We start from the raw sequence: 25,091 nt of genomic DNA on the forward strand, positions 1-25,091 counted from the left end.
ACGGGAGGGCCTTGTGCGCAGGACCATCGACTGGGCCGGCGGGGCCGTCGTCATCATCGACCAGACCGCGCTGCCCGGCGAGTACCGGCTGCTCGAACTGACCACCGTCGGTGAGCTCGTCGACGCCGTCAAGCGGCTTGCCGTCCGGGGAGCGCCCGCGCTCGGGGCCGCCGGGGCGCTCGGTGTTGCGCTGTCCGCCCACCTGGACGGCGATGTCCGCAACGATGCCGAACTCCTCGCGCACGCGCGGCCCACCGCCGTCAATCTCGCCTGGGGCGTCGAACGCGCGCTCGGGAAACTCGGCCAAGGCAAAGACGCCGTGCTCGCCGAAGCGCTGGCCCTGCTTGACGAAGACGAACGGCTCAACAAGACCGCCTCGGCCCACGCCGCCGAGATCGTGGTCGCCGAATGCCCCCGGCGGCCGTTGAGGCTCCTCACCCACTGCAACGCCGGGCGGCTGGCCACCGTCGGCTGGGGCAGCGCCCTCGGCGTCGTCTGGCACCTGCACGAACGCGGGCTCGTCGAAGAAGTCCTCGTCGACGAAACGCGCCCGCTGCTCCAAGGCGCCCGGCTGACGGCGTGGGAACTCGCCCAGGAGAACGTCCCCTACCGCGTCCAGCCCGACGGCGCCGCCGCGGCCGCCATGGCCCGCGGGATGGTCGACTGCGTGCTCGTGGGCGCCGACCGGATCGCCGCGAACGGGGACGTCGCCAACAAGATCGGCACCTACGGCCTCGCCATCGCCGCCCGGTACCACCGGATCCCGTTCGTCGTGGTCGCACCTTCGTCCACTGTGGACAACAGGCTCGCGGACGGCGCGGGCATCGCCATCGAAGAACGCGACGCCCGCGAGCTCACCGGATACGCCGGGGTGCCGATCACGCCACCGGACGCGGCCGTCTTCAACCCCGCCTTCGACGTCACCCCGTTCGGACTGGTCACGGCCGTGGTCACCGAGCACGGCCGGTTCGCACCCTAGGGACGCGGGCCGATCTCGCGGCCGCCGTCGGTCACCGTGATCGCCATGGCCGGGCAGGAGTCCGCCACGTCGAGGACGGTCTCGTCGGCTTCGACCGAGGGCGTCACCGGGTTCGCCACCGCCCCGTCGAGGGCGAACACCTCGGGCATCAGGGCCGCGCACATCCCCGACCCGATGCAGGTGTGTTCGTCGACTTCCACGTGCCAGCTCATGGCCACCTTCCGAGTCACCATCCGATCGGCATCGACCGCGGTCCGCGGACGAGCATCTGCGTCTTCCACACGATATCGCCGTCGAGGTGCAACCCCGGCATTCCGGTGACCAACGCGCGCAGCGCCTCCTGCAGTTCCAGCCGGGCCAGTGGCGCACCGAGGCAGTGGTGAACGCCGTGGCCGAAGCCGAGGTGGTGGTTCTCCGGGCGGTCGAAGCGCAGCTTGTCCGCGTCGTCGAACTGCAGCCCGTCGCGGTTGGCCGCGCCGACCGCGACCAGCACCGGCTCCCCCGCCTTGACCAGCACGCCGCCGACCGTGACGTCTTCGGTGGCGTAGCGCGGGAATCCCGCGCCGGCACCCAGCGGCACGAACCGCAGCAGTTCCTCGACCGCGGCCGGGATCAGGTCCGGGTCCGCGCACAGCCGCTCCCACTGCGCGTGCTGGTCCAGCAGCGCGTAGACGAAGTTCGGGATCTGGCTCGCGGTCGTTTCGTGCCCGGCGACGAGGATGCCGACGCACAGGTCGACCAGCTCCAGCTCGGTCAGCCGGTCGCGGACGTCGCGGGCCTCGATCAGCGCCGTCATCAGGTCGTCCTGTGGCCGCGCGCGGTGCTCGGCGATCAGGCCGCGCATGTAGTCGCGCAGCTCTTCTCGGTTGCGCTCGAACTCCTCCGGGGTCAGCCCGCTCGTGGACAGCGCCGCGTCGCTCCACGCGCGGAACTTCGGCCGGTCGGCGACCGGGACGCCGAGCAGCTCGCAGATCACCGCGACCGGGATCGGCAACGCGTAGGCGTCGACGAGGTCCGCGGGTGGCCCGGCCGCCTTCATGGCCACGACGAGCTCGGTCGCGAGTGCGGCGACGCGCGGCCGGAGCAGCTCGACGCGGCGCATGGTGAACGCCTTCGCGACCAGCGTCCGCAGCCGCGTGTGGTCGGGTGGGTCCATCTGCAGGATGCCGCCGTCGCGCACCACCGGCGAGAGGCGCGGGGCGTCCTTTTCCTTCTCCATCGCCCGCGAGAACCGGCGGTCGCCCAGCACCAGCCGGGCGTCGGCGTAGCGGGTGGCCAGCCACGCCGGCTCCCCGTAGATCATCTTCACCCGGACCATGCCGTCGGCTTCGCGGGCGGCCGCGTACGCCTCGTTCAGGTCGAGCCCGGCGTCCTCGTTGAAGGGGTACGCGAGTGGTTCGGTGTGGGTGGCGGTCATGCGGAACCCCCGTGCTCCAGGCAGTAAGCAGCTGCTTACAACGCTACACAGCCCGCGCACTCACGTCGAGCGCCAATCAAACCACGCAGAGTCACACATAACGGAAAGTTTCCGTCCACTTGTCACCATGAGCCATTGCCGAGGTCGGCCGGGAGCTGCTGCACGACGTGCTCGCGGACTTCCCGGCCGATCAGGCGCTCAACGAGCCGGAGTTCCTCGCCCGCGTCGGGAACTTCGCCTGGCTGCGCCCCGAAGAACGAGCACGTGTGCTCGAGATCCGCAGAACCGCACTGGACGCCGAGCGCGCCCGGCTCACCGGGCTGGCCGCCCGGCAAGCCGATCCGTGGAGCCGCGCCGCGCTGCACCACGTGCTCGGGAAGTTCGACGCCGAGCTCCGCTGGCTCGCCGGCCTCACCACCGATCCGAGGGAAAACGCATGACCACCACCGAAGAGCTGCCTCGACTCCCCTTCGCCCGCGCGGACGCGCTCGCGATCGCCCCGGACTACGAGACCCTCCGGCGGCGGGCGCCGGTGACCCGGGTGCTCACCCCAGCCGGCGACCCGGCCTGGCTGGTGACGTCCTACGAGGAGGCCAAGGAGGTCTTCCGCGACCGCCGCTTCGGCCGGTCGCACCCGGCGCCGGAACAGGCGTCGCGGATCTCCTACGCCGCGGTGCAGGACGGCCCGAGCGGCGACTTCGAGACCGAGGAGCGCGAGCACAAGCGGATGCGCCGGATGCTGGCGCCCGCGTTCTCCGCGCCGCGCATGCGTGCCCTCGGCGACCACATCGCGGAGCTGACCGACCGCTGCCTCGACGAACTGGAGGCCGCGCGCGACGCGAATCCCGGCCGTCCGGTCGACCTCACCGATTTCCTCGCCTTCCCGCTGCCGGTGCTGGTGATCTGCGAGCTGCTCGGCGTGCCGTACACCGACCGGGAACACTTCCGCGGGCTGTCCGAACGGATCGCCGTGATGGACGGCGGCGAAGACGCCCAGGCGGCGATGGCGGAGTTCATGGCGTACATGACGAAGCTGGCCGACGCCAAGCGCGTGGACCCGCAGCCCGACGTCATCTCCGACCTGGTCGCGTTCCAGGCCGAAGACCCGGCCTTCACCGGCGAGGACCTGGCCCGGCTGGGCGCCGGCCTGCTGTTCGCCGGCCACGAGACGACGTCGACGCGCATCGCGATGGGCACGCTGTTCCTGCTCAGTGACACCGCGCGCCGCGACCGCTTCGCCGCCGACCCGGAGGGCCAGGTCAACCAGACCGTCGAGGAGATCCTGCGGCTGACCGCGACCAGCGGCACCGGTCTGCTGCGGTACGCGCACGAGGACGTCGAGATCGCCGGGACGCGGATCATGCGCGGTGACGCCGTGCTGATCTCCAGCGACGCGGCCAACCGGGACGCGTCGGTGTTCGCCGACCCGGACGGGTTCGACCCGGACCGGACGCCGAACGTGCACCTCGCCTTCGGCACCGGCGCCCACGTCTGCATCGGCGCCAACCTCGCGCGCACCGAGCTGCGGACGGTGTTCCCGAAGCTGTTCCGCCGCTTCCCCGGCCTGCGGCTCGCCGTCGGGCTCGACGAGATCCCGGTCCGCACCAACCGCGTGGCCGGTGGCGTCGAGTGCGTGCCCGTGGAGTGGTGAGCGTGAAGATCAGCGTCGACACGGGAAGCTGCGTCTCGTCCGGCCAGTGCGTGCTGCTCGCTCCGGAGACGTTCGACCAGAACGACGACGATGGCACGGTCGTCCTCCTCGCGGCCGAGCCGCCCGCCGGTGCGGAGGACGCGGTCCGGCAGGCGGAACTGACCTGCCCGGCCGCGGCGATCCGGGTTTCCGGCGCGTAAGCCGCCGCGCTCCGGCCCGGCCCGGTCCGGGCGGTTAACCTGCACCGATGACCGAACAGCCGGGCCGGAAGCGGGACGCGGCCGCGACGCGGCAGGCGTTGCTCGACGCCGGCGCGAAGCTGTTCGCCGAGCGCGGCTTCGACCGGACGACCGTGCGGGACATCGCCGACCTGGCCGGGGTCAACCAGGCGCTGCTCTTCCGCTACTTCGGCAGCAAGGAAGCGCTGTTCGAGGAGGTCATCGCCCGCAGCGGGCGCGAGCACCTCGAAGCCCACCCGCCCGAGCGGCTGCTCAGCGCGTCGCTGCGCAGCATGCTCGAGCCCGGCGGCGACCGGAACCGGACGCTGGAGACATACCTGCGCTCGTCGGGCAGCGGCGACGTCGGGGCGGTGCTGCGCGAGGAGATCGGCGACGAGTACGCCCGGATCCTGGCCACACTGAGCGACGCCCCGGACGCCGAGCTGCGCGCGGACCTCGCGCTGGCCTGGCTGATGGGCATCGGGGTGGTCCGCGAGCTCACCGGCAGGCAGCCGCTGGCCGGTGCCGACCCCGACGCCGTCGTCCGGCTCGTCCTCACCGCTGTCCGGACGCTGCTGGAACGCGCCGAATGATCACGGCAGCGCCCGCCGCAGCAGCTCCGCCAGGTGCACCGCCGTCCGGCCCGACTCCTGGGCGATCTGCGTCCGGCAGCTGAAGCCGTCCGACACCACCACCGTCTCCGGGGAGGCCGCGCGGATCGCGGGCAGCATCCGGTCCTCCGCCACCGCCTTCGAGACGTCGTAGTGGCCGCGCTCGAAGCCGAAGTTGCCGGCCAGGCCGCAACAGCCGGAGTCGAGCGTCGTGTTGCGCACCCCGGCCGCCGCGAGCGCCGACTCGTCGGCGTCGAAGCCCAGCACCGCGTGCTGGTGGCAGTGCACCTGCGTGATCGCGTCGACGTCGAGCGCGGCGAACGGGATCGGTGCCCGCGCCAGCAGTTCGGCGAACGTGAACGTCCGCGCAGCCAGCAGAGAAGCACGCTCGTCGCCCGGCATGAGCGCGGGCAGGTCGCCGCGGAACAGCGCCGTGCAGCTGGGTTCCAGGCCCGCGACCTCGTAACCGTCCGCCAGGTACGGCGCCAGCACGGAAAGCGTCCGGTCCAGGACGCGGCGCGCGACGCCGAGCTGGCCCGTCGACACCCACGTCAGTCCACAACAGACTCCGCGGTCCGGCAGCACGACGTCGTAGCCCGCCGCGGTCAGGACTTCCCACGCGGCGTCGAGCACCGACGGCGTCAGGTGGTTGTTGAACGAGTCCGGCCACAGCACCACGCGACGCTCCCCCGACGCCCTCCGCCGGAGGTCCGCCCGGGTGCGGGTGAACGGGGAGGGGGCGAAGGACGGCAGCGAACGCTCCGGCGCGATCCCGCCCAGCCGTTTCACCAAGCCCGCCAAGCGGGACCGCCCGACGGCGTTGGCCAGCCGCGGCAGCCGCGAACTCAGCCGCAGCCACAGCGGCAGCCAGCCCATCGAGTAGTGCGACGCCGGCCGCAGCCGCCGCCGGTAGTGCTGGTGCAGGAACTCCGCCTTGTAGGTCGCCATGTCGACGTCGACCGGGCAGTCCGACAGGCAGCCCTTGCAGGACAGGCACAAATCCAGGGCGTCGCGCACTTCGGCCGAGCGCCAGCCGTCCGTGACGACCTCGCCGTTGATCATCTCGGCGAGCAGGTGCGCGCGCCCGCGGGTCGAATGCTTCTCTTCGCGGGTCGCCCGGTAGCTCGGGCACATCACGCCGCCGCCACTGGTGTTGCGGCACTTCCCGACCCCGACGCAGCGCCGCATCGCCTGGCCGAAACTCCCGCGGTCCTCCGGGTAACCGAGGAAGACGCTGTCCTCGAAGGACGGCGAGGTGGCCCGGACGCGCAGGTCGGCGTCGACCGGCCGCGGCGCGACCAGGATGCCCGGGTTCATCCGCCCGGCCGGGTCGAAGATCGCCTTGAACCGGGCGAAGACGGCCATCATCTCCGGGCTGTACATCCGGGACAGCAGTTCGGACCGCGCCTGGCCGTCGCCGTGCTCGCCCGACAGCGAGCCGCCGTGCGCGGCGACGAGGTCCGCGGCCTCCTCCAGGAAGCGCCGGAAATCCGCGACCCCGCCCGAAGACAGCAGGTCGAAGTCCAGCCGCAGGTGCAGGCAGCCTTCGCCGTAGTGGCCGTAGACGACGCTGCGGCGCCCGTGCGCCCGCATGAGGTCCTTGAACTCGCGCAGGTACGCGCCGAGCCGCTCGGGCGGGACGGCGGCGTCCTCCCAGCCGGGCCACGCCTCCGAACCGTCGGCGAGCCGCGTCGCGAGCCCGGCGCCTTCCTCGCGGATGCGCCACAGCCCGCGTTGCGCGGCCGGGTCGTCGACGATCGCGAAGCCGGTCAGGTCGAGGGACGCGGCCAGCGCGCGGGCCCGTGCAGCCGGGTCGTCGCCGGCCAGTTCGACGAACAGCCACGCCCCGCCCGGCGGCAGGTCGCCGGCCCGCCCGGGCAGCATCGCGACGAGCTCGGCGTCCACGCCTTCGACGGTCAGCGGCGACCACGGCAGGATCGACGGCACCGCGTCCGCCGCCGCAATGTCGGACGGGAACCCCAGTACCGCCAGCACCCGCTGCCGGGGCAGTTCGGCGAGGGAAACGGTCGCTTCGAGGACGGTCACGCAGGTGCCTTCGCTGCCGACGAGCGCCTTGGCGACGTCGAAGCCGTTCTCCGGCAGCAGGTGTTCGAGCCCGTAGCCGGACACCCGGCGTGGCCACGTCGAGAGTTCCTTGCGCAGCAACGCCAGGTTGTCGCGCACCAGCGCGCGCAGCTCGTCGAAGATCCGGCCTTCCGCAGGCTCGTCCGGGCCCACCCGCAGCCGCGTGCCGTCGTAGAGCAGCACCTCCAGCGAGCGGACGACGTCGACCGTGCGCCCCCACGCCACCGAATGCGAGCCGCAAGCGTTGTTGCCGATCATCCCGCCGAGCGTGCAGCGGCTGTGCGTCGACGGGTCCGGGCCGAACCGCAGGCCGTGCGGGGCCGCGACCGCCTGCAGGTCGTCGAGCACCGTGCCGGGCAGCACCCGCGCGAGCCGCGCCCGGGGGTCCAGTGAGAGCACCCCGCCGAGGTGGCGCGAGGTGTCGATCACCAGCCCCGGCCCGCACGCGTTCCCGGCGACGCTCGTTCCGCCGCCGCGCGCGACCACCGGCAGGTCGCGGGCGCGGGCCTCGGCGACCGCCGCGACGACGTCGTCGACGGTCTCCGGCAGCACCACGCCGCGGGGCACGTGGCGGTAGTTGGACGCGTCGGTGGTGTACAGGGCGAGCGTGGCGGCGTCGGTGAGGATCTCCACACCCCCATTCAAGTCGACCGGAGGCCGCCGTACCTCTCCAGCCGGGTATGTCCGGAACCACACCCGGTGTGCGATCGTGATCGCGTGACGGCAAAGGAGCACGTCGCCGAGTACAGCGCGGTGCTGGGCGAGCTGCTGCGCGAGCGCGAGAAGCTGCTCGGCACGCTCGACCGCGTCGCCGCGCTGCACGGGACCGCGCGCCTGATCCGGGAGACCGTCGGGGCGAAGGCCGGGTTCGTCGCCGAGCTCGACCGGCCCGAGCTGGCCGTGATCCGCTGGATGTCCGGCACCCGGACGAACTCGCTGCAGGACCTCGAGGTGCCGGTCGGCCAGGGTATCGGTGGCCGGGTGCTGGCGCTGGGCCGTCCAGTGAAGGTCTCCGACTACGTCAGCTCGCCGGCCATCACCCACCAGTTCGACGCCCAGGTGCGCGGCGAAGGCCTGGCCGCCATGCTCGCCGTCCCGATCGTCGCGCGCGGCGAGACCGTCGCCGTCGCCTACGCGGCCATGCGCGAGCCTGCCGACTTCGGCGACGACGCCGTCCGGCGGATGGAAGAGGTCGCGCGCGAGGCCGGGACGGCGTTGCACCTGGCGAAGGTCGCCGAGACCGACCGCACGGCCGCGGTGGCGGGCGAGCGCCTGCGGATGCAGAGCGCGCTGCACGACTCCGTCGGCGCGCTGCTGTTCTCCATCGGCGTCCAGGTGCGGGACCTGCACGAAGACTTCCACGGGAACCCCGGCCTGGAGGCGCGGCTGCGGCGGCTGGAGGGCGACGTCTCGGCGGCCGCGGGCGCGTTGCGGGAATCGCTGCTGGCGCTGTCGGAGTGCAGCCCGGAGCGGGCGCTGCCGGTCGAGCTGGCCGAGCACTGCCGTTCGTTCCAGGCGCGCTGCGGCGTCCCGGCGCGGTTCGTGCAGCTCGCGGCGGTGCCGCCGCTGGACGCCGAACGCACCGCGCTCCTGGTGGCGGCGGTCCGCGAGGGGCTGCTGAACGTCGAGAAGCACGCACGGGCGTCCTCGGTGATCGTCAGCCTGCTGCCGAGCGACGACGGGGTCCAGGTGGTCGTCGCCGACGACGGCACCGGCACCGGGACCGCCCCGGGCACCGGCATGGGCCTGCGGACGCTGACCGGGCGCGCGGCCCGGCTGGGCGGCCGGCTCAGCCTGGTCCGCGACGACGACGACGGCTGCACCCTGCGCGCGTGGGTGCCGCTGGTGCGGCCGTGACCCCCGCGAGCGTCTTCGTCGTCGACGACCACCCGGTGGTCCGCGACGGCGTGACGCTGCTGCTGCGCTCGGACCCGTGCCTGAACGTGGTCGGTTCGGCGGAGTCCGGGCGGCTGGCGATCGAGCGGGTGGCTTCGCTGGCCCCGGACCTGATCCTGCTCGACCTGCGGCTGCCGGACATGCTCGCCCCGGAGGTGGTGACCGAGCTGCGCCGGGTCCACCCCGAGGGCAAGATCGTGGTGTTCACCGCGCACGGCGACCACCAGGGCGTGCTGGCGGCCCTGGAGTCGGGTGCGCACGGCTGCCTGCTCAAGGACGCCGCCGGTGCGCAGCTGGTCACCGAGCTGCGCCGGGTCCTGCGCGGCGAGCGCGTCGTCGACCCGCGGATCGTCCCCGACGCCGGGCAGCGCTCGGACGCGCTGGCCCGCAGCGGCCTGACCCGCCGCGAGTACGAAGTCCTGCGGCTGGCCGCGCAGGGCCAGACGAACCCGGAGATCGCGGAGTCGACGGGCCTGGCCCGCAACACGGTGAAGACGTACCTGCAGTCGGCACTGCACAAGCTGGGCGCACGCAACCGCGTCGAAGCGATCGGGAAGGCCAGCGAGGCCGGGCTGCTGTGAGATCCTCGGCCGGGTGACGATCGACCTGCACGCGCACAGCACGGCCTCCGACGGGACGACTCCACCTGCTTCGCTCCCGCGGCTGGCCGCCGAAGCCGGGCTGACGGTGCTCGCCCTCACCGACCACGACACCTTCGCGGGCTTGGCCGCGGCTTCCGCGGCTTCCGCCGGGGTGGAAATCGTCCCCGGCGTCGAGATCTCCTGCCGGCTCGACGACGCGGAGGTGCACCTGCTCGGCCTCTTCGTCGATCCCGGCCACGCGGCGCTGGCGGCCGAGCTGGAGCTGATCCGCACCGACCGCAATCGTCGTGCCGTGCGGATGGTCGAGCGCTGCCGGGAACTCGGCGCGCCGATCACCCTGGCTCAGGTCGAGACGATCGCCGCGGGCGCGCCGCTGGGCCGTCCGCACATCGCCGCGGCGCTGGCCGCGGTGGGCGTCACCGACGCCTTCACGTCCGGCTGGATCGCCGACGGCGGCCGCGCCGACGTGCCCAAGCACGTCTTGTCCACAGTGGACGCGATCCGGCTGGTCCGCGCGGCGGGCGGGGTGGCGGTGCTGGCCCACCCGCGCTCGGTCAAGCGGCGTGCTTCGGTCTCGGACGCGCAGCTGGCGGCCCTCGCGTCAGCCGGGCTCGCCGGTGTCGAGGTGGACCACCCCGAGCAGCCACCGGCGGTCCGGGACCGCCTCCGGGAAGTGGCCGCCGACCTGGGGTTGCTCGCGACGGGCTCGAGCGACTTCCACGGTGACCGCAAGCCCGTCCGGCTCGGCGAGTGCACGACCTCGGCCGAGGTGTTCGCGGCTCTGCGGGAGGCCGCCGTGTCCGTTTCGTAGCCGCCTACCTCTCCAGGTGGGGGTATCGGATCACTCCCGCCGAACGCAGGATGACCGCCACTGACGGTGACTCACGTCACACGAGTGGAGGAGGCCTCTTGCGTCCTGGAGTGAGTTCGTGCTGACCGTGCGTGGCCTGCGGGTGCGGTACGGCCGGTCGACGGCCGCCCTGCACGGGATCGACCTCGACGTCCCCGCCGACGGCGTGCTGGCCGTGCTGGGCAGCAACGGTGCCGGGAAGTCCACTTTGCTCAGGGCCGTTTCCGGCACCCTCCGGATGCACCGCGGCTCGATCGACGAGGGCGAGATCCGCTACGCCGGCCACGCGCTCGGCAAGCTCGACCCCGCCCGGATCGTGCGGCTCGGCGTCGTCGGCGTGCCCGAAGGGCGGCAGGTGTTCGCGCGGATGACCGTGGAGGAGAACCTGCGGGCCGGCGGCATCGGAGCCCGCACCGCCGCGGACCGGGCCGCCGCCCGCAAGCGGGTCGGCGCGCTGTTCCCCGTCCTCACCGAACGCGCCAAGCAGCGCGCGGGCCTGCTGTCCGGCGGTGAGCAGCAGATGCTGGCCATCGGCCGGGCGCTGATGGCCGCGCCGAAGCTGCTGCTGCTCGACGAGCCGTCGCTGGGGCTCGCGCCGAAGATCGTCGAGCAGATCGGCCGGACCGTCCGCGAGATCCACGACCAGGGCACCGCCGTGGTGCTGGTCGAGCAGAACGCCGTGATGGCGCTGAACGTCGCCGACCACGCCGTGGTGCTGGAAGTCGGCCGGGTGGCGCTGGCCGGGACGGCGGCCGAGCTCGCCGCCAGCCAGGACGTCCAGCGGCTCTACCTCGGCGGGCACGCCGAGTCGCAGGAGACCGCCGACGCCGAAGCGGAGACCGCGCGCGCCCGCCTGGCGGGCCGGAGCCTGTCGAGGTGGGCCGGATGACGCCGCCGGCAACCGAGGCTTCGCCTCGCGCCCCCGAAAAGCTGTGCGTCGAGGACGTCTCCCTCCGGTTCGGCGGGATCCGGGCGCTCGACGAGGTGAGCTTCACCGTCGCCCCCGGCTCGCTGCACGCGCTGATCGGGCCGAACGGCGCCGGGAAATCCAGCTGCTTCAACGTGATCAGCGGCCTTTACCGGGCGAACGCGGGCCGCGTCCGGCTCGGGGACACCGACCTCACCGGGCTCGCGCCGCACAAGCTCGCCGGCCTCGGCGTCGGGCGGTCGTTCCAGAACGCCGCCCTCTCCCCCGGCTCGACCGTGCTGGACAACGTCATGCTCGCCAGGCACGCGCTGACCCGCGGCGGGTTCCTCGAAGCAGGGCTGCGGCTGCCGTGGACGGTCCGCGCCGAACGCAGGCACGCCGAACGCGCCCGCGAGATCTGCGCGTTCCTCGGGCTCGGCGCGGTCGTCGACGCCCCGGCCGGCGCGCTGCCCTACGGCGTCGTCAAGCGCGTCGACCTCGCCCGCGCGCTCGCCGTCGAGCCGGTGCTGCTGCTGCTCGACGAGCCCGCGGCCGGGATGAACGCGGCCGAGACCGCCGAGCTGGCCGGCACCATCAGCGGGATCCGGGCGGAGCTCGGCATCTCGATCCTGCTCGTCGAGCACGACATGGGCCTGGTGATGGGCATCGCCGACCGCGTCACCGTGCTCGACTTCGGCAGGCGCATCGCCGACGGCACCCCGGCGCAGGTCCAGTCCGACCCGGACGTCATCAAGGCCTACCTGGGCACGGAGGCGGCGTGAACACTTTCCTGCAGCTCGTGGTGAACGGCCTCGGCAAGGGCGCGGTGTTCGCGTTGCTCGCACTGGGGTTCGTGATCATCTTCAAGGCCACCGAGGTGGTCAACTTCGCGCACGGCTCGCTGGTGCTCTTCGGCGGCTACCTCGTCGTCGTGACGAAGGACGCGCTGGGCTGGGCCGGCGCGTCGCTCGTCGGCATCGTCTCGGCCGGGCTGCTCGGCCTGCTGGTGGAGCGGCTGCTGCTGTCGCGCTCCCGGCACGCCGACGCGAACAGCCTCGCCCTGCTCACCATCGGCGTCGACGTGATCGTCACCGAGGAGATCGTGCGCCGCCTCGGCGTCACGCTGCCCTTCCTCGGCGACGCGTGGGACGCCAAGCCGTTCCAGCTCGGCGGGATCACCCTGTTCCGCACGCAGCTGGTCGCGCTCGGCGTGGCCGCCGTCCTGATCACGGCGTTCTGGCTGGCCTTCAAGTACTCGAACTGGGGCGTGGCCATGCGGGCGCAGGCGGAGAACCGCGAAGCCGCCGCGTTGATGGGCATCCGCAGCTCCCGGGTCACCGCGACCGCGTGGGTGGTCGCCGGGCTGCTGGCCGGGGTGGCCGTGCTCTTCATCGCGACGCAGGACTTCTCCGGCGCCGGGCTTTCGCGCGGGACGCACTCGATCGCGCTGGCGGCGTTCCCCGCGGCGATCCTCGGCGGCCTCGACTCGACGGCGGGTGCGGTGGTCGGCGGCCTGGTCGTCGGCCTCGTGGAGGCGCTGTCGGCGGAGTACGTCTCGTTCGACTTCTCCAAGAGCGCGGTGTTCCTGGTGATGCTGGTGGTCCTGGTGGTACGGCCGTCCGGGCTGTTCGGCACGAGGGAGCGAACGCGTGTCTGACCAAGCCGTTTCCGAAGCCGCCACCAAGTCCGAAGTGGACACCCCGGCGCGCCCGCGGCGTGGCCCGGCGCGGCTCGTCCGCAAGGCCGCGTGGCTGATGCTGCTGATCGTCCTGCTCGCCCTGCCGCTGTACCTCGACGCGGCCTGGCTCAAGGCCGGGCAGTACATGATGATCGGCGCGGTCGGCGCGATCGGGCTGACGCTGGTGGTCGGGCAGGCCGGGCAGCTGTCACTGGCCCACGCGTTCTTCCTGCTCGCCGGCGGCACCGCCTACACCGTCCTTTCCGGACCCACCGGAGACGGCCGCGTCATCGGCTTCGGCCTCGACCCCGGCCTCTCGCTGCTGGGCGCGGTGGTCACCACGGCCCTGCTCGGGCTGGCCTTCGCCCCGGTCGCCGGGCGGCTGCGCGGGATCTACCTCGGCGTCGCCTCGCTCGCACTGGTGTTCCTGGGCCTCTACTTCGGACAGTCCGCGGAGGAGCTCACCGGCGGGACGTCGACCGGGCGCACACCGGCGCCGTTCTCGCTGTTCGGCTTCCCGTTCGCCGGCGACGGCCCGGAGCTCACCGTGCTCGGCGTGCCGATCCGGCAGGCCGAGCGCATGTGGTACCTGTTCCTGCTGCTCACCGTGCTCGCGTTCGTCATCGCCCGCGGCGCGGTCCGCGGCCGGGTCGGACGCTCGTGGCGGGCGGTGCGCGACAACGAGGCCGCGGCCGCGGTGATGGGCGTCAGCGTGCTGCGGGCGAAGGCGGGCGCGTTCGCCGTCTCGTCGGCCTACGGCGGCCTCGCCGGCGCGATGACCGTGCTGTGGTTCGACATCCTCAAGCCGGACGAGAGCGAGTTCGGCACCTACGGCATCAACGTGTCGATCGCCTACCTGGCGATGGTCATCATCGGCGGCCTCGGCTCGGTGCCCGGCGCGCTGGTCGGCGCGCTGATCGTCAACGGCCTGCCGCAGGTCCTCGCCCTGTACTCGGCCGACCTCGGCTGGTTCTCCGGCACCGGCGACGGCGCGCTGACCCCAATCCTGGTCAGCTCGTTCGTCTACGGCGCCGCGATCATCCTCGTCGTGCTGTTCGAGCCGGGCGGGCTCGCCGCGATCGGCCGCCGGATCACCCGTTCTCGCCGTCAACTCCCGGAGGAATCATGAAACGCACACACCTGGCGGCGGCGCTGGTGGCCGTCCTCGCGCTCTCGGCGTGCAGCACGAAAGCGAACGACTCGGGCTCGTCGGGCCCGGACAGCTCCGGCGTCAAGACCGGCAAGGGGGTGACGGCGACCGAGGTGACGCTCGGCGTGATGACCGACAAGTCCGGCGTGTTCAAGAACCTCGGCCTCGGTGTCACGCAGGGCAACGAGCTGTGGGCCAAGGACTTCAACGCCGCCGGCGGGGTCTGCGGGCGGCAGGTGAAGCTCGAGCAGGTCGACCACGGCTACAAGGCCGACACGGCGAAGACGCTGTACCCGCAGCTCGAACCGAAGGTGCTCGGGTTCGTGCAGCTGCTGGGCTCGCCGGTGGTGGCCGCGCTGAAGCAGAACCTGGCTTCGGACAAGACCGTCGCCGCGCCCGCGTCGTGGTCGTCGGAGCTGCTGGACAACCCGTACGTGATGATCGTCGGGACGACCTACGACCTGGAGATCATCGACGGGCTGTCGTACCTGCAGGAGCAGGGGCAGCTCAAGGACGGCGACACGATCGGGCACATCTACATCGACGGCGAGTACGGCAAGAACGGCCTGCGCGGCTCGCAGTTCTACGCCAAGAAGCACAACCTGACGCTCAAGGAAGTGAAGATCACCTCGACCGACAGCGACCTGACCAACGTGGTCACCGGATTGAAGGGCGCGGGCATCAAGGCGATCGTGCTGACGACCACGCCGACGCAGACCGGCTCGACGGTCGGGGCCAACAAGGCGCTCGGGCTGAACGTGCCGGTGCTGGGCAACAACCCGACGTTCGACCCGGCACTGCTGAAGAGCCCGGCCGCCGGAGCGCTCGACAAGCTGACGATCGTCGCCAGCAGCGTGCCGTTCTCCGCGGACATCCCGAAGGCGAAGGACGTCGCGGCGAAGTACAAGGCCACCTACAAGGAAACGCCCAACGGCGGCGTCCCGTACGGCTACGCGGTCGGCGAAGTGTGGGGCGCGGTGCTGAAGAAGGCGTGCGACAACAAGGACCTCACCCGTGACGGCATCGCGGCGGCGCTGAAGCAGACGACGTCGGCGAACACGGACAACCTGGTCGCGGCGCTCGACTTCTCCAAGCCGGGGACGCCGGCGACGCGCCAGGTGTACGCGGCCACCCCGGACGCCTCCGCCGAGGGCGGCGTCAAGTACGTCAAGCCGCTGTTCGAAGCACCCGAAGCTAAGGAGTACGTGGCTCCGCACCAGAAGTGAGCCGGCGCCCGGCCAGCGCGGCCGCCTCGTGGAGCGGGGTGGTCGCGTTGGCCTCGGCCGCGGCGAGGATGGTGCGCACGGTGTCCTCGATCGTCTCGACGCGGGCGAGCGCGGCCTCGTGGCCGAGGCCTTCGGCTTCCCGCGAAAGGGTGTAGAGGATGCCGCCGGCACTGGCCACGTAGTCCGGGATCCACCGCACGCCGCGGGCGGCGAGGTCGTCGGCGACGGCGTCGTCGGTGAGCTGGTTGTTGGCCGGCCCGACGACGAGCGGGGTGTCGAGACGGGCCACGGTCCCGGGGCCGAGCACCCCGCCGACCGCCGCCGGGATGACGACGTCGGCGGTGAGGGTGAGCGCCTTCTCCGGCTCGACCCAGGTCAAGCCCCGTTGCTCGGCGCCGGCCCGCTTGCCGGGGTCGATGTCGGAGACGACGACGTCGGCGCCCGCGGCCTGGAGACTGGCGGCCAGGTGGGCCCCGACCGAGCCGTAGCCGCTGATCACCACCCGGCGGCCCGTCATGTCCGGCGTGCCGGCCGCGGCGCGGAGCGCGGCAAGCACTCCGGCGGCGGTCGGGCCGCTGGAGGAACCGGTTCCGCCCGCGGACTCGGGGGTGCAGAAGGCGTACGGCGACACTTCGCGGAGCACCAGCATGTCGGCCGGTCCGGTGCCGACGTCCGGGCCCGCCTGGTAGCGGCCGCCGAACTCGGCGATCAGCTCGGCGTGGTCGAGCAGGACGGCCCGGCGCTCTCCGGGCGAGAGCACCCGGCCCGGCTCGGGTGCGATGACGCTCTTGCCGCCGCCGAACGCGAGCCCGGCGACGGCGCACTTCGCCGTCATGGCGGCCGACAGGCGGAGGACGTCGCCGACGGCTTCTTCGAGGGTGGCGTAGGACTTGAAGCGGCAGCCGCCGACGGCGGGGCCGAGCGTGGTCGAGTGGATCGCGACCATCGTGGTGATGCCGGATCGACGGCCCCGGCGGGCTACGAGCTGCTCATGTGCGGTCATAGACGCCGAAGTTAGAGTGAACGTCGGCGACGCGGCAGCGTTGTCGAACGAAATTCGGCGAAGACGGGGAGGCCCGGTGCTGGACGAACTTGATTCGGCGATCGTGCGGCACTTGCAGGAGGACGCGCGCCAGACCAACCGGGACATCGCCCGGAAGGTCGGCATCGCGCCGTCGACGTGTCTCGAACGCATCCGGCTGCTGCGCGAACGGGGCGTCATCCGCGGCTACCACGCCGACATCGACCTGCCGAGCCTCAACCGCGGCGTCCGGGCGCTCGTCACGGCGCAGGTGCGGCCGCTGAGCCGGGCCGTGATCGATTCCTTCCAGCGGTCGATCGCCGAACTCCCGGAAGTGCTTTCGGTCTACGTCACGGCGGGCAGCGACGATTTCCTGATCGAGGTGACCACCCCGGACATCGACGCGTTGCACGCATTCCTGACCGACCGGCTCGCGTTGCGCCGGGAGATCGTCGGGTTCCGCACCTCGATCGTTTTCCGGCACCTGCGCAAGACGATGCTTGAACCGCTCCCGTAGGGGTAACCGGGGTTCACCCCCGGACGGCTCGACACGCCGACCCTTACGTCGACCCCTGAAATACCCGGGTTCGCACGCTCGGAGGCGGAAACTGTCGGTGGCGGGGCGTCTAATGAGCACGACGGGAAGGAGGCGCCGCCATGATCACCGCATTGAACCATCGTGAGCGGGCCACATTGAGAGCCGTGGCCGGGGGCCACGCCGAGATCAGCTGCAGCTGCGAGCCCGACCTCTTCATCGACGGCCTGAGCTGCTGCGACCAGACCACCGTGCACCGGCTCGCGCGGCTCGGCCTGATCGCACCCGCACGCCCGGGCAAGTGCGGCGAGCTCGTGCCCGCGCTGCTCACCGACGCCGGCTCGCGGGCGCTGGGCGAGGTCTTCGCCGCCGCCGCGTAAACACGTTGCCACACTCTGGGGTCACTGACAGCATCACCCGATGCACATATTCCTCGAAACCGAGCGGCTGTTCCTCCGCCGGTTCACCGAGAACGACGCCGATGCGCTCTTCGAGCTCTACGACGACCCGGCTGTCATGAAGTACCTGAATGGGGGACAACCGGCGGACCGCGCCGAGATCGTCACACTGGATCTCCCCGCGTTCCTCGGTTACTACGAGCGTTTCCCCGGTTACGGGTTCTGGGCGGCGATCGAAAAGCGCACCGGCGCCTTCCTGGGGTGGTTTCATTTCCGCCCCCGGCCGGACGACCCGCCGGACGAGCCCGAGCTCGGCTACCGGCTGCACCGGACGGCGTGGGGCAAGGGCTACGGCACCGAAGGCTCGGCGGCCCTGCTCGCCAAGGGCTTCACCGAACTGGGGGTCCGGCGCGTGACCGCGTCCACCATGGTGGTGAACAAGGCCTCGCGCCGGGTGATGGAAAAACTGGGGATGAAGCTGGTCCGCACGTACTTCGAGGAAGTCCCGGAGCACGAACGGGCGCCGGGCAGCGAACTCGGCGACGTCGAGTACGCGATCACCCGCGAAGAGTGGCTCGCGAGCGGCGCTCGCGAGTAACCGATCCGCGACCGGACCAGTCAGGGACGGTGGACCACCCAGTGGTCGCCGAGCCCGGTCGTCGTCGCTTCGCCGTTCGTCAGGTCCGCCAGCCAGCCCGCGAACGCCTCGCCCTCACCCGGAGCCAGGCCGATCTCGAAGCGGGCGCGCTCGTCGAAACGGGTCGCGTGGAGCAGGTACGGCGACGCGCGCAGGTCGTTCTCCAGCCGGCCCGCGCGGTCGTAGCTCACCGCGACCTCGACCAGGCTGAGACGCCGGTGTTCTAGTACACCAACAACTTCCACTGCGTCCGAAACGGACTGACCGTACGCACGGATCAAACCGCCCGCGCCGAGGAGCACGCCGCCGAAGTACCGCGTCACCACCGCGACCGTGTCGGTCAGCTCCCGGCGGCGCAGCACTTCCAGCATCGGCGTGCCCGCGGTGCCCGCCGGCTCACCGTCGTCACTGGACCGCTGCGTCCGGCCGTCCGGGCCGAGGACGAAAGCGTGACAGTGGTGCCGCGCACCCGGATCCGCGCGGCGGCGGACCGCGATGTACTCGCGCGCAGCCTCTTCCGACGTCACCGGAGCGACCGCGCAGAGGAACCGGGAGCGCTTGATCTCGAGCTCGTGGACCCCGGCACGAGCCACGGAGAGATAACGATCAGTCATCGAGCCAGTCCGCCATGCACTCACCTTCCCACCCCGGTGCTGGGGCCCGCCAGGTGCCCCAGACCACTTCGGACGGACGTTTCCGCAGGTCAGAAGCATTGTGACCCGCGCAGCGGGAGGCCCAGCCCGGTATATGGGACTACCCCGGGGCACGTCAACGCAAGCGTGGCATTTCCCACCCGGGCGCAACGACGTATGTCGATAACAGCGAATTCACACTATCGTCATAAGACCCGGCGAACCCGGGAGTAACACCGCGCGCTCCGGACGGCCCCCACCACAGTGGCCGACCTCTGCGCGCTCGCAGCACGCGACATGTTCGGCTGCCCAGCGTTGTGCGGCCTCCCAGATGACCGCTTTTCCGGGCTCGCAGCCCGGCGATCCTTCGCGGCATCTTGCACAGCACCACCAACAACGCCGACACCAACAGCGCCGACAACAGCAACTGTTCTCGACTGACTATCGCGGTCCCGGACCACTTCGTTAACCGGTTCAGCTCGAACCACTCGATGGAGTGAGTACCGGTCGCGCCAACGCCTTGGGAGGCGGCCAGCCGTGACCCACCGTGCCAGTTCCCTGCCCCCGTCCGGGGAGCAGCTCAGCAACGCCGAGGCCGAGGGCCTCTACCGGAGCGACTACGAACACGACGCCTGCGGTGTCGCCTTCGTCGCCGACCTGACCGGGCGCCGAGATCATGCGATCGTCGCCAAGGCCCTGGTCGCGTTGCGCAATCTGGAACATCGCGGGGCTCGTGGTGCCGAACCGGACACCGGCGACGGCGCCGGCCTGCTGATCCAGATCCCCGACGAGTTCTACCGCGCGGTCGTGGACTTCGAGCTCCCCGAGCCGGGTGCCTACGCCGTCGGCACGGCTTTCCTGCCGCAGGACGAAAAGCGCCGCGGCCGGGCCATGACGACCATCGAGCGCATCGCCGCCGAGGAGGACATGCGCGTCCTCGGCTGGCGCGAGCTGCCGGTGCACACCGAGCACTGCGGGCCGACCGCGGCCGAGACCATGCCGCACTTCACGCAGCTGTTCCTCACCGCGCGCCGCCCCAAACCGGAACATTCGGACCCGCTGCACATCGAGCGCAGCGCGTTCTGCGTCCGCAAGCGTGCCGAGCACGAACTCGTCGAGGACGACGTCTACTTCCCGTCGCTGTCCTCGCGCACGATCGTCTACAAAGGAATGCTCACCGAGCCCCAGGTCGAGCGGTTCTTCGCCGACCTGACCGACGAGCGCGTCACCAGCGCCATCGGCCTGGTGCACTCCCGGTTCTCCACCAACACCTTCCCGTCGTGGCCGCTTGCCCACCCGTACCGGTACGTGGCCCACAACGGCGAGATCAACACCCTGCGCGGCAACCGCAACTGGATGGACGCCCGCGAGGCGCTGCTGGAGACCGACCTGATCCCCGGCGACCTCAAGCGCCTCTACCCGGTGATCACCCGCGGCGCCAGCGACTCGGCGAGCTTCGACGAGGTCCTGGAGCTGCTGCACCTCGGCGGCCGCTCGCTGCCCCACGCCGTCCTGATGATGATCCCCGAAGCCTGGGAGAACCACCAGGAAATGGACCCCGCGCGGCGCGCGTTCTACGAATTCCACTCGACGCTGATGGAACCGTGGGACGGCCCGGCGCTCGTCGCCTTCACCGACGGCAGCCAGATCGGGGCGGTGCTCGACCGCAACGGCCTGCGCCCCGGCCGGTACTGGGTGACCGACGACGGCCTGGTCGTGCTCGCCTCCGAGGTCGGCGTGCTCGACATCGACCCGGCGACGATCGTCCGGAAGGGACGCCTCGAACCCGGCCGGATGTTCCTCGTGGACACCGTCGAAGGCCGGATCGTCGAGGACGAAGAGGTCAAGACCGAACTGGCCACCGCGCACCCGTACGACGAATGGGTCGACGCCGGGCTGGTGCACCTGGAAGACCTGCCCGAGCGCGACCGCGAGGTCCCGCTGCACGCCGCGCTCGTGCGCCGCCAGCAGGCGTTCGGCTACACCGAGGAAGAGCTCGAAGCCATCCTCGAGCCGATGGCCCGCACCGGCGCGGAGCCGATCGGCTCGATGGGCAACGACTCGCCGCTCGCGACGCTGTCCAGCCGGCCACGGCTGATCTTCGACTACTTCATCCAGCTGTTCGCGCAGGTCACGAACCCGCCGCTGGACGCCATCCGCGAGGAGCTCGTCACCGCGCTCGGCACGCAGATCGGCTCCGAGCCGAACCTGCTGATCGGCGACGCGTCGTCGTGCCGCCGGATCGCGCTGCCGTTCCCGGTGCTCGACAACGACCAGCTCGCCAAGCTGGTGCACGTCAACGACGACGGCGACCTGCCGGAGTTCCAGGCGGTCACCGTGCTCGGCCGCTACAACGTCCACGGCGGCGGCGAAGCGCTGGTCAAGCGGCTGGACGAGATCCGCGCCGAGGTTTCGGAGGCGATCGAAGACGGCGCCCGGCTGATCGTGCTGTCCGACCGCGGCGTCGACGAAAACCACGCGCCGATCCCGTCGCTGCTGCTGACCGGCGCGGTGCACCACCACCTCGTCCGGGAGAAGACGCGCACGCAGGTCGGCCTCATCGTCGAGGCAGGCGACGCACGCGAGGTGCACCACATCGCGCTGCTCATCGGCTACGGCGTCGCCGCGGTGAACCCGTACCTGGCGATGGCGACCGTCGAGGAAATGGCCCACCAGGGCCTGATCCCGGGCGTGACGCCGAAGCAGGCGACGCAGAACCTGATCAAGGCGCTCGGCAAGGGCGTCCGCAAGACGATGTCCAAGATGGGCGTTTCGACCGTGGCGTCCTACACCGGCGCGCAGATCTTCGAAGCGATCGGGCTCGGCGAAGAGGTCATCGAGAACTGCTTCACCGGGACGACGTCCCGCCTCGGCGGCGTCGGCTTCGAGACGCTCGCCGACGAGGTCGCGAAGCGGCACAAGTACGCGTTCCCGGCCGACGGCGTCCGGGCCGCCCACCGCGAGCTCGAGACCGGCGCCGACTACCAGTGGCGCCGCGAAGGCGAGCCGCACCTGTTCAACCCGCAGACGGTGTTCAAGCTGCAGCACTCCACGCGGTCCGGGAAGTACGAGATCTTCAAGGAGTACACGAAGGCCGTCGACGACCAGGCCGAGAAGCTGCTGACGCTGCGCGGGCTGTTCGACTTCAAGTACGGCCAGCGGCCGCCGGTGCCGATCGAGGAGGTCGAGCCGGTCTCGTCGATCGTCAAGCGGTTCGCCACCGGCGCGATCTCCTACGGCTCGATCTCCATGGAGATGCACCAGACCCTCGCCATCGCGATGAACCGCCTCGGCGGCAAGTCCAACACCGGCGAGGGCGGCGAAGACGCCGAGCGGCTGTACGACCCGGAACGCCGTAGCGCCGTGAAGCAGGTCGCCTCGGGCCGGTTCGGCGTCACGAGCGAATACCTCGTCAACGCCGACGACATCCAGATCAAGATGGCGCAGGGCGCGAAGCCCGGCGAAGGCGGGCAGCTGCCCGGCGCGAAGGTGTACCCGTGGATCGCGAAGACGCGGTTCTCGACGCCGGGTGTCGGCCTGATTTCCCCGCCGCCGCACCACGACATCTATTCGATCGAGGACCTGGCGCAGCTGATCCACGACCTCAAGAACGCCAACCCGGACGCGCGCATCCACGTGAAGCTCGTGTCCGAGGTAGGCGTCGGGACGGTCGCCGCGGGCGTCTCCAAGGCACACGCGGACGTCGTGCTCATCTCCGGTCACGACGGCGGGACGGGTGCGTCGCCGCTGTCGTCCATCAAGCACGCGGGTGGTCCGTGGGAGCTCGGCCTGGCCGAGACGCAGCAGACGCTGCTGGCCAACCGGCTGCGCGACCGGATCGTCGTGCAGACCGACGGGCAGCTCAAGACCGGCCGCGACGTCATCATCGCGGCCCTGCTGGGCGCCGAGGAGTTCGGCTTCGCGACCGCGCCGCTGGTCGTGTCGGGCTGCATCATGATGCGCGTCTGCCACCTCGACACCTGCCCGGTCGGCGTCGCGACGCAGAACCCGAAGCTGCGCGAGAAGTTCAGCGGCAAGGCCGAGTACGTCGTCAACTTCTTCGAGTTCATCGCCCAGGAGGTGCGGGAGTACCTGGCGGCGCTGGGCTTCCGGTCGATCGCCGAGGCCGTCGGGCACGCGGAGTTCCTCGACAAGCGCAAGGCGGTCGAACACTGGAAGGCGTCCGGGCTCGACCTGTCGCCGATCTTCCACGTGCCCGACACGGCCCCGGCCGGGCTGCGGCTGCAGCAGACGAAGCAGGACCACGGGCTGGAGAAGGCGCTCGACAACACGCTGATCCAGCTCGCCGAGGGTGCGTTGAACTCCGGCGACAAGGTGCGGCTGGAACTGCCGGTGCGCAACGTGAACCGGACGGTCGGCACCATGCTCGGGTCGGAGCTGACCAAGCGGTGGGGCGGCGAAGGCCTGCCGGACGACACCATCGACGTCACCTTCACCGGCACCGCGGGCCAGTCGTTCGGCGCGTTCGTGCCCAAGGGCATCACGCTGCGGCTGTACGGCGACGGCAACGACTACGTCGGCAAGGGCCTGTCCGGCGGACGGCTGATCGTGCGGCCGCCGCGCGACGCGCAGTACGTGGCCGAGGAGCAGATCATCGCCGGCAACGTCATCGCCTACGGCGCGACGAGCGGCGAGATCTTCATCCGCGGCAAGGTCGGCGAGCGGTTCTGCGTGCGCAACTCGGGTGCGCTGGCCGTCGTCGAAGGCGTCGGCGACCACGGCGGCGAGTACATGACCGGCGGCCGGATGGTCGTGCTCGGCCCGATCGGGCGCAACTTCGCGGCCGGCATGTCCGGCGGCATCGCCTACGTGCTGGACCTGCCCGCGCACCGCGTCAACCCGGAGATGGTCGACCTCGACCCGCTCGACTCCGAGGACGCGGACTTCCTGCGGGAAACGCTGGAGAAGCACTACAACGAAACGGAATCCGCGGTCGCGCGGGAACTGCTGGCCGACTGGGACGCGGGCATCGACCGCTTCGGGAAGGTCATGCCGAAGGACTACAAGCGCGTGCTCGCCGCCCAGGTGCAGGCCGAGCGCGACGGGCGCGATGTGAACGAGGCGATCATGGAGGCCGCACATGGCTGACCCCAAGGGCTTTCTGACCACCACCCGCGAAGAGCCGAAGCGGCGTCCGGTCGACCTGCGGCTGATGGACTGGCGAGAGGTCTACGAAGACTTCGCCACGACGAAGCTGCAGAAGCAGGCCGGCCGCTGCATGGACTGCGGCATCCCGTTCTGCCACCAGGGCTGCCCGCTCGGGAACCTGATCCCGGAGTGGAACACGCTGACCTGGCGGGAGGACTGGCAGCAGGCGATCGAACGGCTGCACGCGACCAACAACTTCCCGGAGTTCACCGGCACCCTGTGCCCGGCGCCGTGCGAGACGGCGTGCGTGCTCGGGATCAACGACGACCCGGTGACCATCAAGCGGGTCGAGATCTCGATCATCGACCGCGCCTTCGACGAGGGCTGGGTGACGCCACAGCGGCCCGTCGCGCTCACCGGCAAGAAGGTCGCGGTCGTGGGCTCCGGTCCGTCGGGGCTCGCCGCGGCGCAGCAGCTCACGCGCGCGGGCCACAGCGTCGTGGTCCTCGAGCGGGCCGACAAGATCGGCGGGCTGCTGCGCTACGGCATCCCCGAGTTCAAGATGGAGAAGTCCCGCCTCGACCGGCGGCTCGACCAGATGCGTGCCGAGGGCACGGAGTTCCGGACGTCGGTGAACGTCGGCGTGGACGTCTCGGCCGCCGAGCTCCAGGCGTCCTATGACGCCGTGGTCCTCGCGGGCGGCGCGACCGACTGGCGCGATCTGCCGATCCCCGGCCGGGAGCTGGACGGGATCCTCCAGGCGATGGAGTTCCTGCCCCCGGCCAACCGGGTCGCTTCGGGCGAGCTCGAGAAGTCGCCGTTCGACGCCGCGGGGCTGGACGTCGTGGTCATCGGCGGCGGCGACACCGGCGCGGACTGCGTCGGCACGTCGCACCGCCAGGGCGCGCGGTCGGTGACGCAGCTGGAGATCATGCCCAAGCCGCCCCAGGCGCGTTCGGACGCCCACCCGTGGCCGACCTACCCGATGATCTACCGGGTGTCTTCGGCGCACGAAGAGGGCGGCGAGCGGCTCTACGCGGTGAACACGCAGGAGTTCCTGGGTGACGCGGATGGCCGCGTGCGCGCCTTGAAGCTGGTCGAGGTGCGCAACGAGGGCGGCAAGTTCGTCCCGGTGCCGGGCACCGAACGCGAGCTGCCCGCGCAGCTGGTCCTGCTGGCGATGGGCTTCCTCGGACCGCAGAAGCAGGGGCTGCTCGAAGACCTCGGCGTCGAGCTGGACGCGCGCGGCAACGTGGCCCGCGACCAGGCGTTCAAGACGAGCCTGGACAACGTGTTCGTGGCCGGCGACATGGGCCGCGGCCAGTCCCTGATCGTGTGGGCGATCGCGGAGGGCCGCAGCGCCGCGGCCGGCGTCGACGCCTACCTGACCGGCCGTGACGTCCTGCCCCGCCCGATCGCGCCGACGGACCGGCCGATCGCGTAAGACCCGGCGCCGGCGGAGGTGTCATCGTCGCCACCGCCGCCGGCG

General features: G+C 71.4%; 23 protein-coding genes. 18 read left to right on the top strand and 5 right to left on the bottom strand.

Annotation, left to right across the window (positions count from 1 at the left end):
- Positions 1–13: 13 nt before the first annotated feature.
- Positions 14–979 (top strand): S-methyl-5-thioribose-1-phosphate isomerase, encoded by a 966-nt coding sequence (gene mtnA, locus ACLJQE_RS39955; protein WP_410644846.1) that lies wholly within the window; start codon positions 14–16, stop codon positions 977–979.
- On the opposite strand, the gene ACLJQE_RS39960 is transcribed toward mtnA, so the two are convergent.
- Positions 976–1,191, bottom strand: coding sequence for a ferredoxin (locus ACLJQE_RS39960; RefSeq protein WP_410644847.1), 216 nt, complete (start codon positions 1,189–1,191; stop codon positions 976–978). The genes mtnA and ACLJQE_RS39960 overlap by 4 nt on opposite strands.
- 14 nt (positions 1,192–1,205) lie before the next feature.
- Positions 1,206–2,396, bottom strand: a complete 1,191-nt coding sequence (locus tag ACLJQE_RS39965) for a cytochrome P450 (RefSeq protein WP_410644848.1) — start codon at positions 2,394–2,396, stop codon at positions 1,206–1,208.
- Positions 2,397–2,563: 167 nt separating this feature from the next.
- Between ACLJQE_RS39965 and ACLJQE_RS39970 the strand changes: the two genes are divergently transcribed.
- The 4 genes from ACLJQE_RS39970 to ACLJQE_RS39985 are packed head-to-tail and all read left to right on the top strand — an operon-like array spanning position 2,564 to position 4,858.
- Positions 2,564–2,836, top strand: a complete 273-nt coding sequence (locus ACLJQE_RS39970; RefSeq protein WP_410644849.1) for a hypothetical protein — start codon at positions 2,564–2,566, stop codon at positions 2,834–2,836.
- Positions 2,833–4,047: a cytochrome P450 gene (locus ACLJQE_RS39975; protein WP_410644850.1), complete on the top strand. Its 1,215-nt coding sequence runs from the start codon at positions 2,833–2,835 to the stop codon at positions 4,045–4,047. The genes ACLJQE_RS39970 and ACLJQE_RS39975 overlap by 4 nt, the downstream gene beginning before the upstream one ends.
- 2 nt (positions 4,048–4,049) lie before the next feature.
- Complete coding sequence (locus ACLJQE_RS39980; protein WP_410644991.1) at positions 4,050–4,247, top strand: ferredoxin; 198 nt, start codon at positions 4,050–4,052, stop codon at positions 4,245–4,247.
- A 47-nt stretch (positions 4,248–4,294) separates the two neighbouring features.
- Positions 4,295–4,858: a TetR/AcrR family transcriptional regulator gene (locus ACLJQE_RS39985; RefSeq protein ID WP_410644851.1), complete on the top strand. Its 564-nt coding sequence runs from the start codon at positions 4,295–4,297 to the stop codon at positions 4,856–4,858.
- Here ACLJQE_RS39985 and ACLJQE_RS39990 read toward each other — a convergent pair whose 3' ends face one another.
- Positions 4,859–7,594, bottom strand: coding sequence for an FAD-binding and (Fe-S)-binding domain-containing protein (locus tag ACLJQE_RS39990; protein WP_410644852.1), 2,736 nt, complete (start codon positions 7,592–7,594; stop codon positions 4,859–4,861). It lies immediately after the preceding gene.
- Between the two features lie 84 nt (positions 7,595–7,678).
- Between ACLJQE_RS39990 and ACLJQE_RS39995 the strand changes: the two genes are divergently transcribed.
- From ACLJQE_RS39995 to ACLJQE_RS40030, 8 genes are all read left to right on the top strand, one after another.
- Positions 7,679–8,818, top strand: coding sequence for a GAF domain-containing protein (locus tag ACLJQE_RS39995; protein ID WP_410644853.1), 1,140 nt, complete (start codon positions 7,679–7,681; stop codon positions 8,816–8,818).
- Positions 8,815–9,438, top strand: a complete 624-nt coding sequence (locus tag ACLJQE_RS40000; RefSeq protein WP_410644854.1) for a response regulator — start codon at positions 8,815–8,817, stop codon at positions 9,436–9,438. Before ACLJQE_RS39995 ends, ACLJQE_RS40000 begins: the two co-directional genes overlap by 4 nt.
- A 13-nt stretch (positions 9,439–9,451) precedes the next feature.
- Positions 9,452–10,270 carry a PHP domain-containing protein gene (locus ACLJQE_RS40005; protein ID WP_410644855.1) on the top strand — a complete coding sequence of 273 codons (819 nt, stop codon included), beginning with the start codon at positions 9,452–9,454 and terminating at the stop codon, positions 10,268–10,270.
- A 118-nt stretch (positions 10,271–10,388) separates the two neighbouring features.
- The gene (locus tag ACLJQE_RS40010; RefSeq protein ID WP_410644856.1) at positions 10,389–11,198 is read left to right on the top strand and encodes an ABC transporter ATP-binding protein; all 810 of its coding nucleotides are present in this window, start codon (positions 10,389–10,391) and stop codon (positions 11,196–11,198) included.
- Entirely contained in the window at positions 11,186–11,998 is an 813-nt protein-coding gene (locus ACLJQE_RS40015; protein WP_410644857.1) for an ABC transporter ATP-binding protein, read from the top strand. The genes ACLJQE_RS40010 and ACLJQE_RS40015 overlap by 13 nt, the downstream gene beginning before the upstream one ends.
- Positions 11,995–12,873: a branched-chain amino acid ABC transporter permease gene (locus ACLJQE_RS40020; RefSeq protein ID WP_410644858.1), complete on the top strand. Its 879-nt coding sequence runs from the start codon at positions 11,995–11,997 to the stop codon at positions 12,871–12,873. The genes ACLJQE_RS40015 and ACLJQE_RS40020 overlap by 4 nt, the downstream gene beginning before the upstream one ends.
- A gap of 97 nt (positions 12,874–12,970) precedes the next feature.
- Positions 12,971–14,023 carry a branched-chain amino acid ABC transporter permease gene (locus tag ACLJQE_RS40025; RefSeq protein ID WP_410644992.1) on the top strand — a complete coding sequence of 351 codons (1,053 nt, stop codon included), beginning with the start codon at positions 12,971–12,973 and terminating at the stop codon, positions 14,021–14,023.
- The gene (locus ACLJQE_RS40030) at positions 14,020–15,270 is read left to right on the top strand and encodes an ABC transporter substrate-binding protein (RefSeq protein ID WP_410644859.1); all 1,251 of its coding nucleotides are present in this window, start codon (positions 14,020–14,022) and stop codon (positions 15,268–15,270) included. The genes ACLJQE_RS40025 and ACLJQE_RS40030 overlap by 4 nt, the downstream gene beginning before the upstream one ends.
- On the opposite strand, the gene ACLJQE_RS40035 is transcribed toward ACLJQE_RS40030, so the two are convergent.
- Positions 15,239–16,273 (bottom strand): Glu/Leu/Phe/Val dehydrogenase dimerization domain-containing protein, encoded by a 1,035-nt coding sequence (locus ACLJQE_RS40035; RefSeq protein WP_410644860.1) that lies wholly within the window; start codon positions 16,271–16,273, stop codon positions 15,239–15,241. The genes ACLJQE_RS40030 and ACLJQE_RS40035 overlap by 32 nt on opposite strands.
- Before the next feature lie 79 nt (positions 16,274–16,352).
- Between ACLJQE_RS40035 and ACLJQE_RS40040 the strand changes: the two genes are divergently transcribed.
- The 3 genes from ACLJQE_RS40040 (at position 16,353) to ACLJQE_RS40050 (ending at position 17,822) form a co-directional block, all read left to right on the top strand.
- Positions 16,353–16,808, top strand: a complete 456-nt coding sequence (locus ACLJQE_RS40040; protein WP_410644993.1) for an Lrp/AsnC family transcriptional regulator — start codon at positions 16,353–16,355, stop codon at positions 16,806–16,808.
- A gap of 140 nt (positions 16,809–16,948) precedes the next feature.
- Positions 16,949–17,206, top strand: coding sequence for a hypothetical protein (locus ACLJQE_RS40045; RefSeq protein WP_410644861.1), 258 nt, complete (start codon positions 16,949–16,951; stop codon positions 17,204–17,206).
- Positions 17,207–17,246: 40 nt separating this feature from the next.
- The gene (locus tag ACLJQE_RS40050) at positions 17,247–17,822 is read left to right on the top strand and encodes a GNAT family N-acetyltransferase (RefSeq protein ID WP_410644862.1); all 576 of its coding nucleotides are present in this window, start codon (positions 17,247–17,249) and stop codon (positions 17,820–17,822) included.
- 20 nt (positions 17,823–17,842) lie between these two features.
- Here the strand turns inward: ACLJQE_RS40050 and ACLJQE_RS40055 are convergent, their stop codons facing one another.
- Positions 17,843–18,475 carry a YigZ family protein gene (locus tag ACLJQE_RS40055; protein WP_410644863.1) on the bottom strand — a complete coding sequence of 211 codons (633 nt, stop codon included), beginning with the start codon at positions 18,473–18,475 and terminating at the stop codon, positions 17,843–17,845.
- Positions 18,476–19,030: 555 nt separating this feature from the next.
- Here ACLJQE_RS40055 and gltB point away from each other — a divergent pair.
- A complete protein-coding gene (gene gltB, locus ACLJQE_RS40060; protein WP_410644864.1) occupies positions 19,031–23,602 on the top strand; it encodes a glutamate synthase large subunit in 4,572 nt (1,523 codons plus the stop codon).
- Entirely contained in the window at positions 23,595–25,046 is a 1,452-nt protein-coding gene (locus ACLJQE_RS40065; protein ID WP_410644865.1) for a glutamate synthase subunit beta, read from the top strand. The genes gltB and ACLJQE_RS40065 overlap by 8 nt, the downstream gene beginning before the upstream one ends.
- The last annotated feature ends 45 nt before the right edge of the window (positions 25,047–25,091 follow it).

Source organism: Amycolatopsis sp. lyj-346 (assembly GCF_046548975.1).
GTDB lineage: Bacteria > Actinomycetota > Actinomycetes > Mycobacteriales > Pseudonocardiaceae > Amycolatopsis.

Coding starts and splice junctions, on each gene's coding strand:
- ACLJQE_RS39975 (WP_410644850.1), top strand. CDS start 2,833: ATGACCACCACCGAAGAGCTGCCTCGACTCCCCTTCGCCCGCGCGGAC.
- ACLJQE_RS40030 (WP_410644859.1), top strand. CDS start 14,020: ATGAAACGCACACACCTGGCGGCGGCGCTGGTGGCCGTCCTCGCGCTC.
- ACLJQE_RS40025 (WP_410644992.1), top strand. CDS start 12,971: ATGCTGCTGATCGTCCTGCTCGCCCTGCCGCTGTACCTCGACGCGGCC.
- ACLJQE_RS40065 (WP_410644865.1), top strand. CDS start 23,595: ATGGCTGACCCCAAGGGCTTTCTGACCACCACCCGCGAAGAGCCGAAG.
- ACLJQE_RS40050 (WP_410644862.1), top strand. CDS start 17,247: ATGCACATATTCCTCGAAACCGAGCGGCTGTTCCTCCGCCGGTTCACC.
- ACLJQE_RS39985 (WP_410644851.1), top strand. CDS start 4,295: ATGACCGAACAGCCGGGCCGGAAGCGGGACGCGGCCGCGACGCGGCAG.
- ACLJQE_RS40035 (WP_410644860.1), bottom strand. CDS start 16,273: ATGACCGCACATGAGCAGCTCGTAGCCCGCCGGGGCCGTCGATCCGGC.
- ACLJQE_RS39960 (WP_410644847.1), bottom strand. CDS start 1,191: ATGAGCTGGCACGTGGAAGTCGACGAACACACCTGCATCGGGTCGGGG.
- ACLJQE_RS39965 (WP_410644848.1), bottom strand. CDS start 2,396: ATGACCGCCACCCACACCGAACCACTCGCGTACCCCTTCAACGAGGAC.
- ACLJQE_RS40045 (WP_410644861.1), top strand. CDS start 16,949: ATGATCACCGCATTGAACCATCGTGAGCGGGCCACATTGAGAGCCGTG.
- ACLJQE_RS40055 (WP_410644863.1), bottom strand. CDS start 18,475: ATGACTGATCGTTATCTCTCCGTGGCTCGTGCCGGGGTCCACGAGCTC.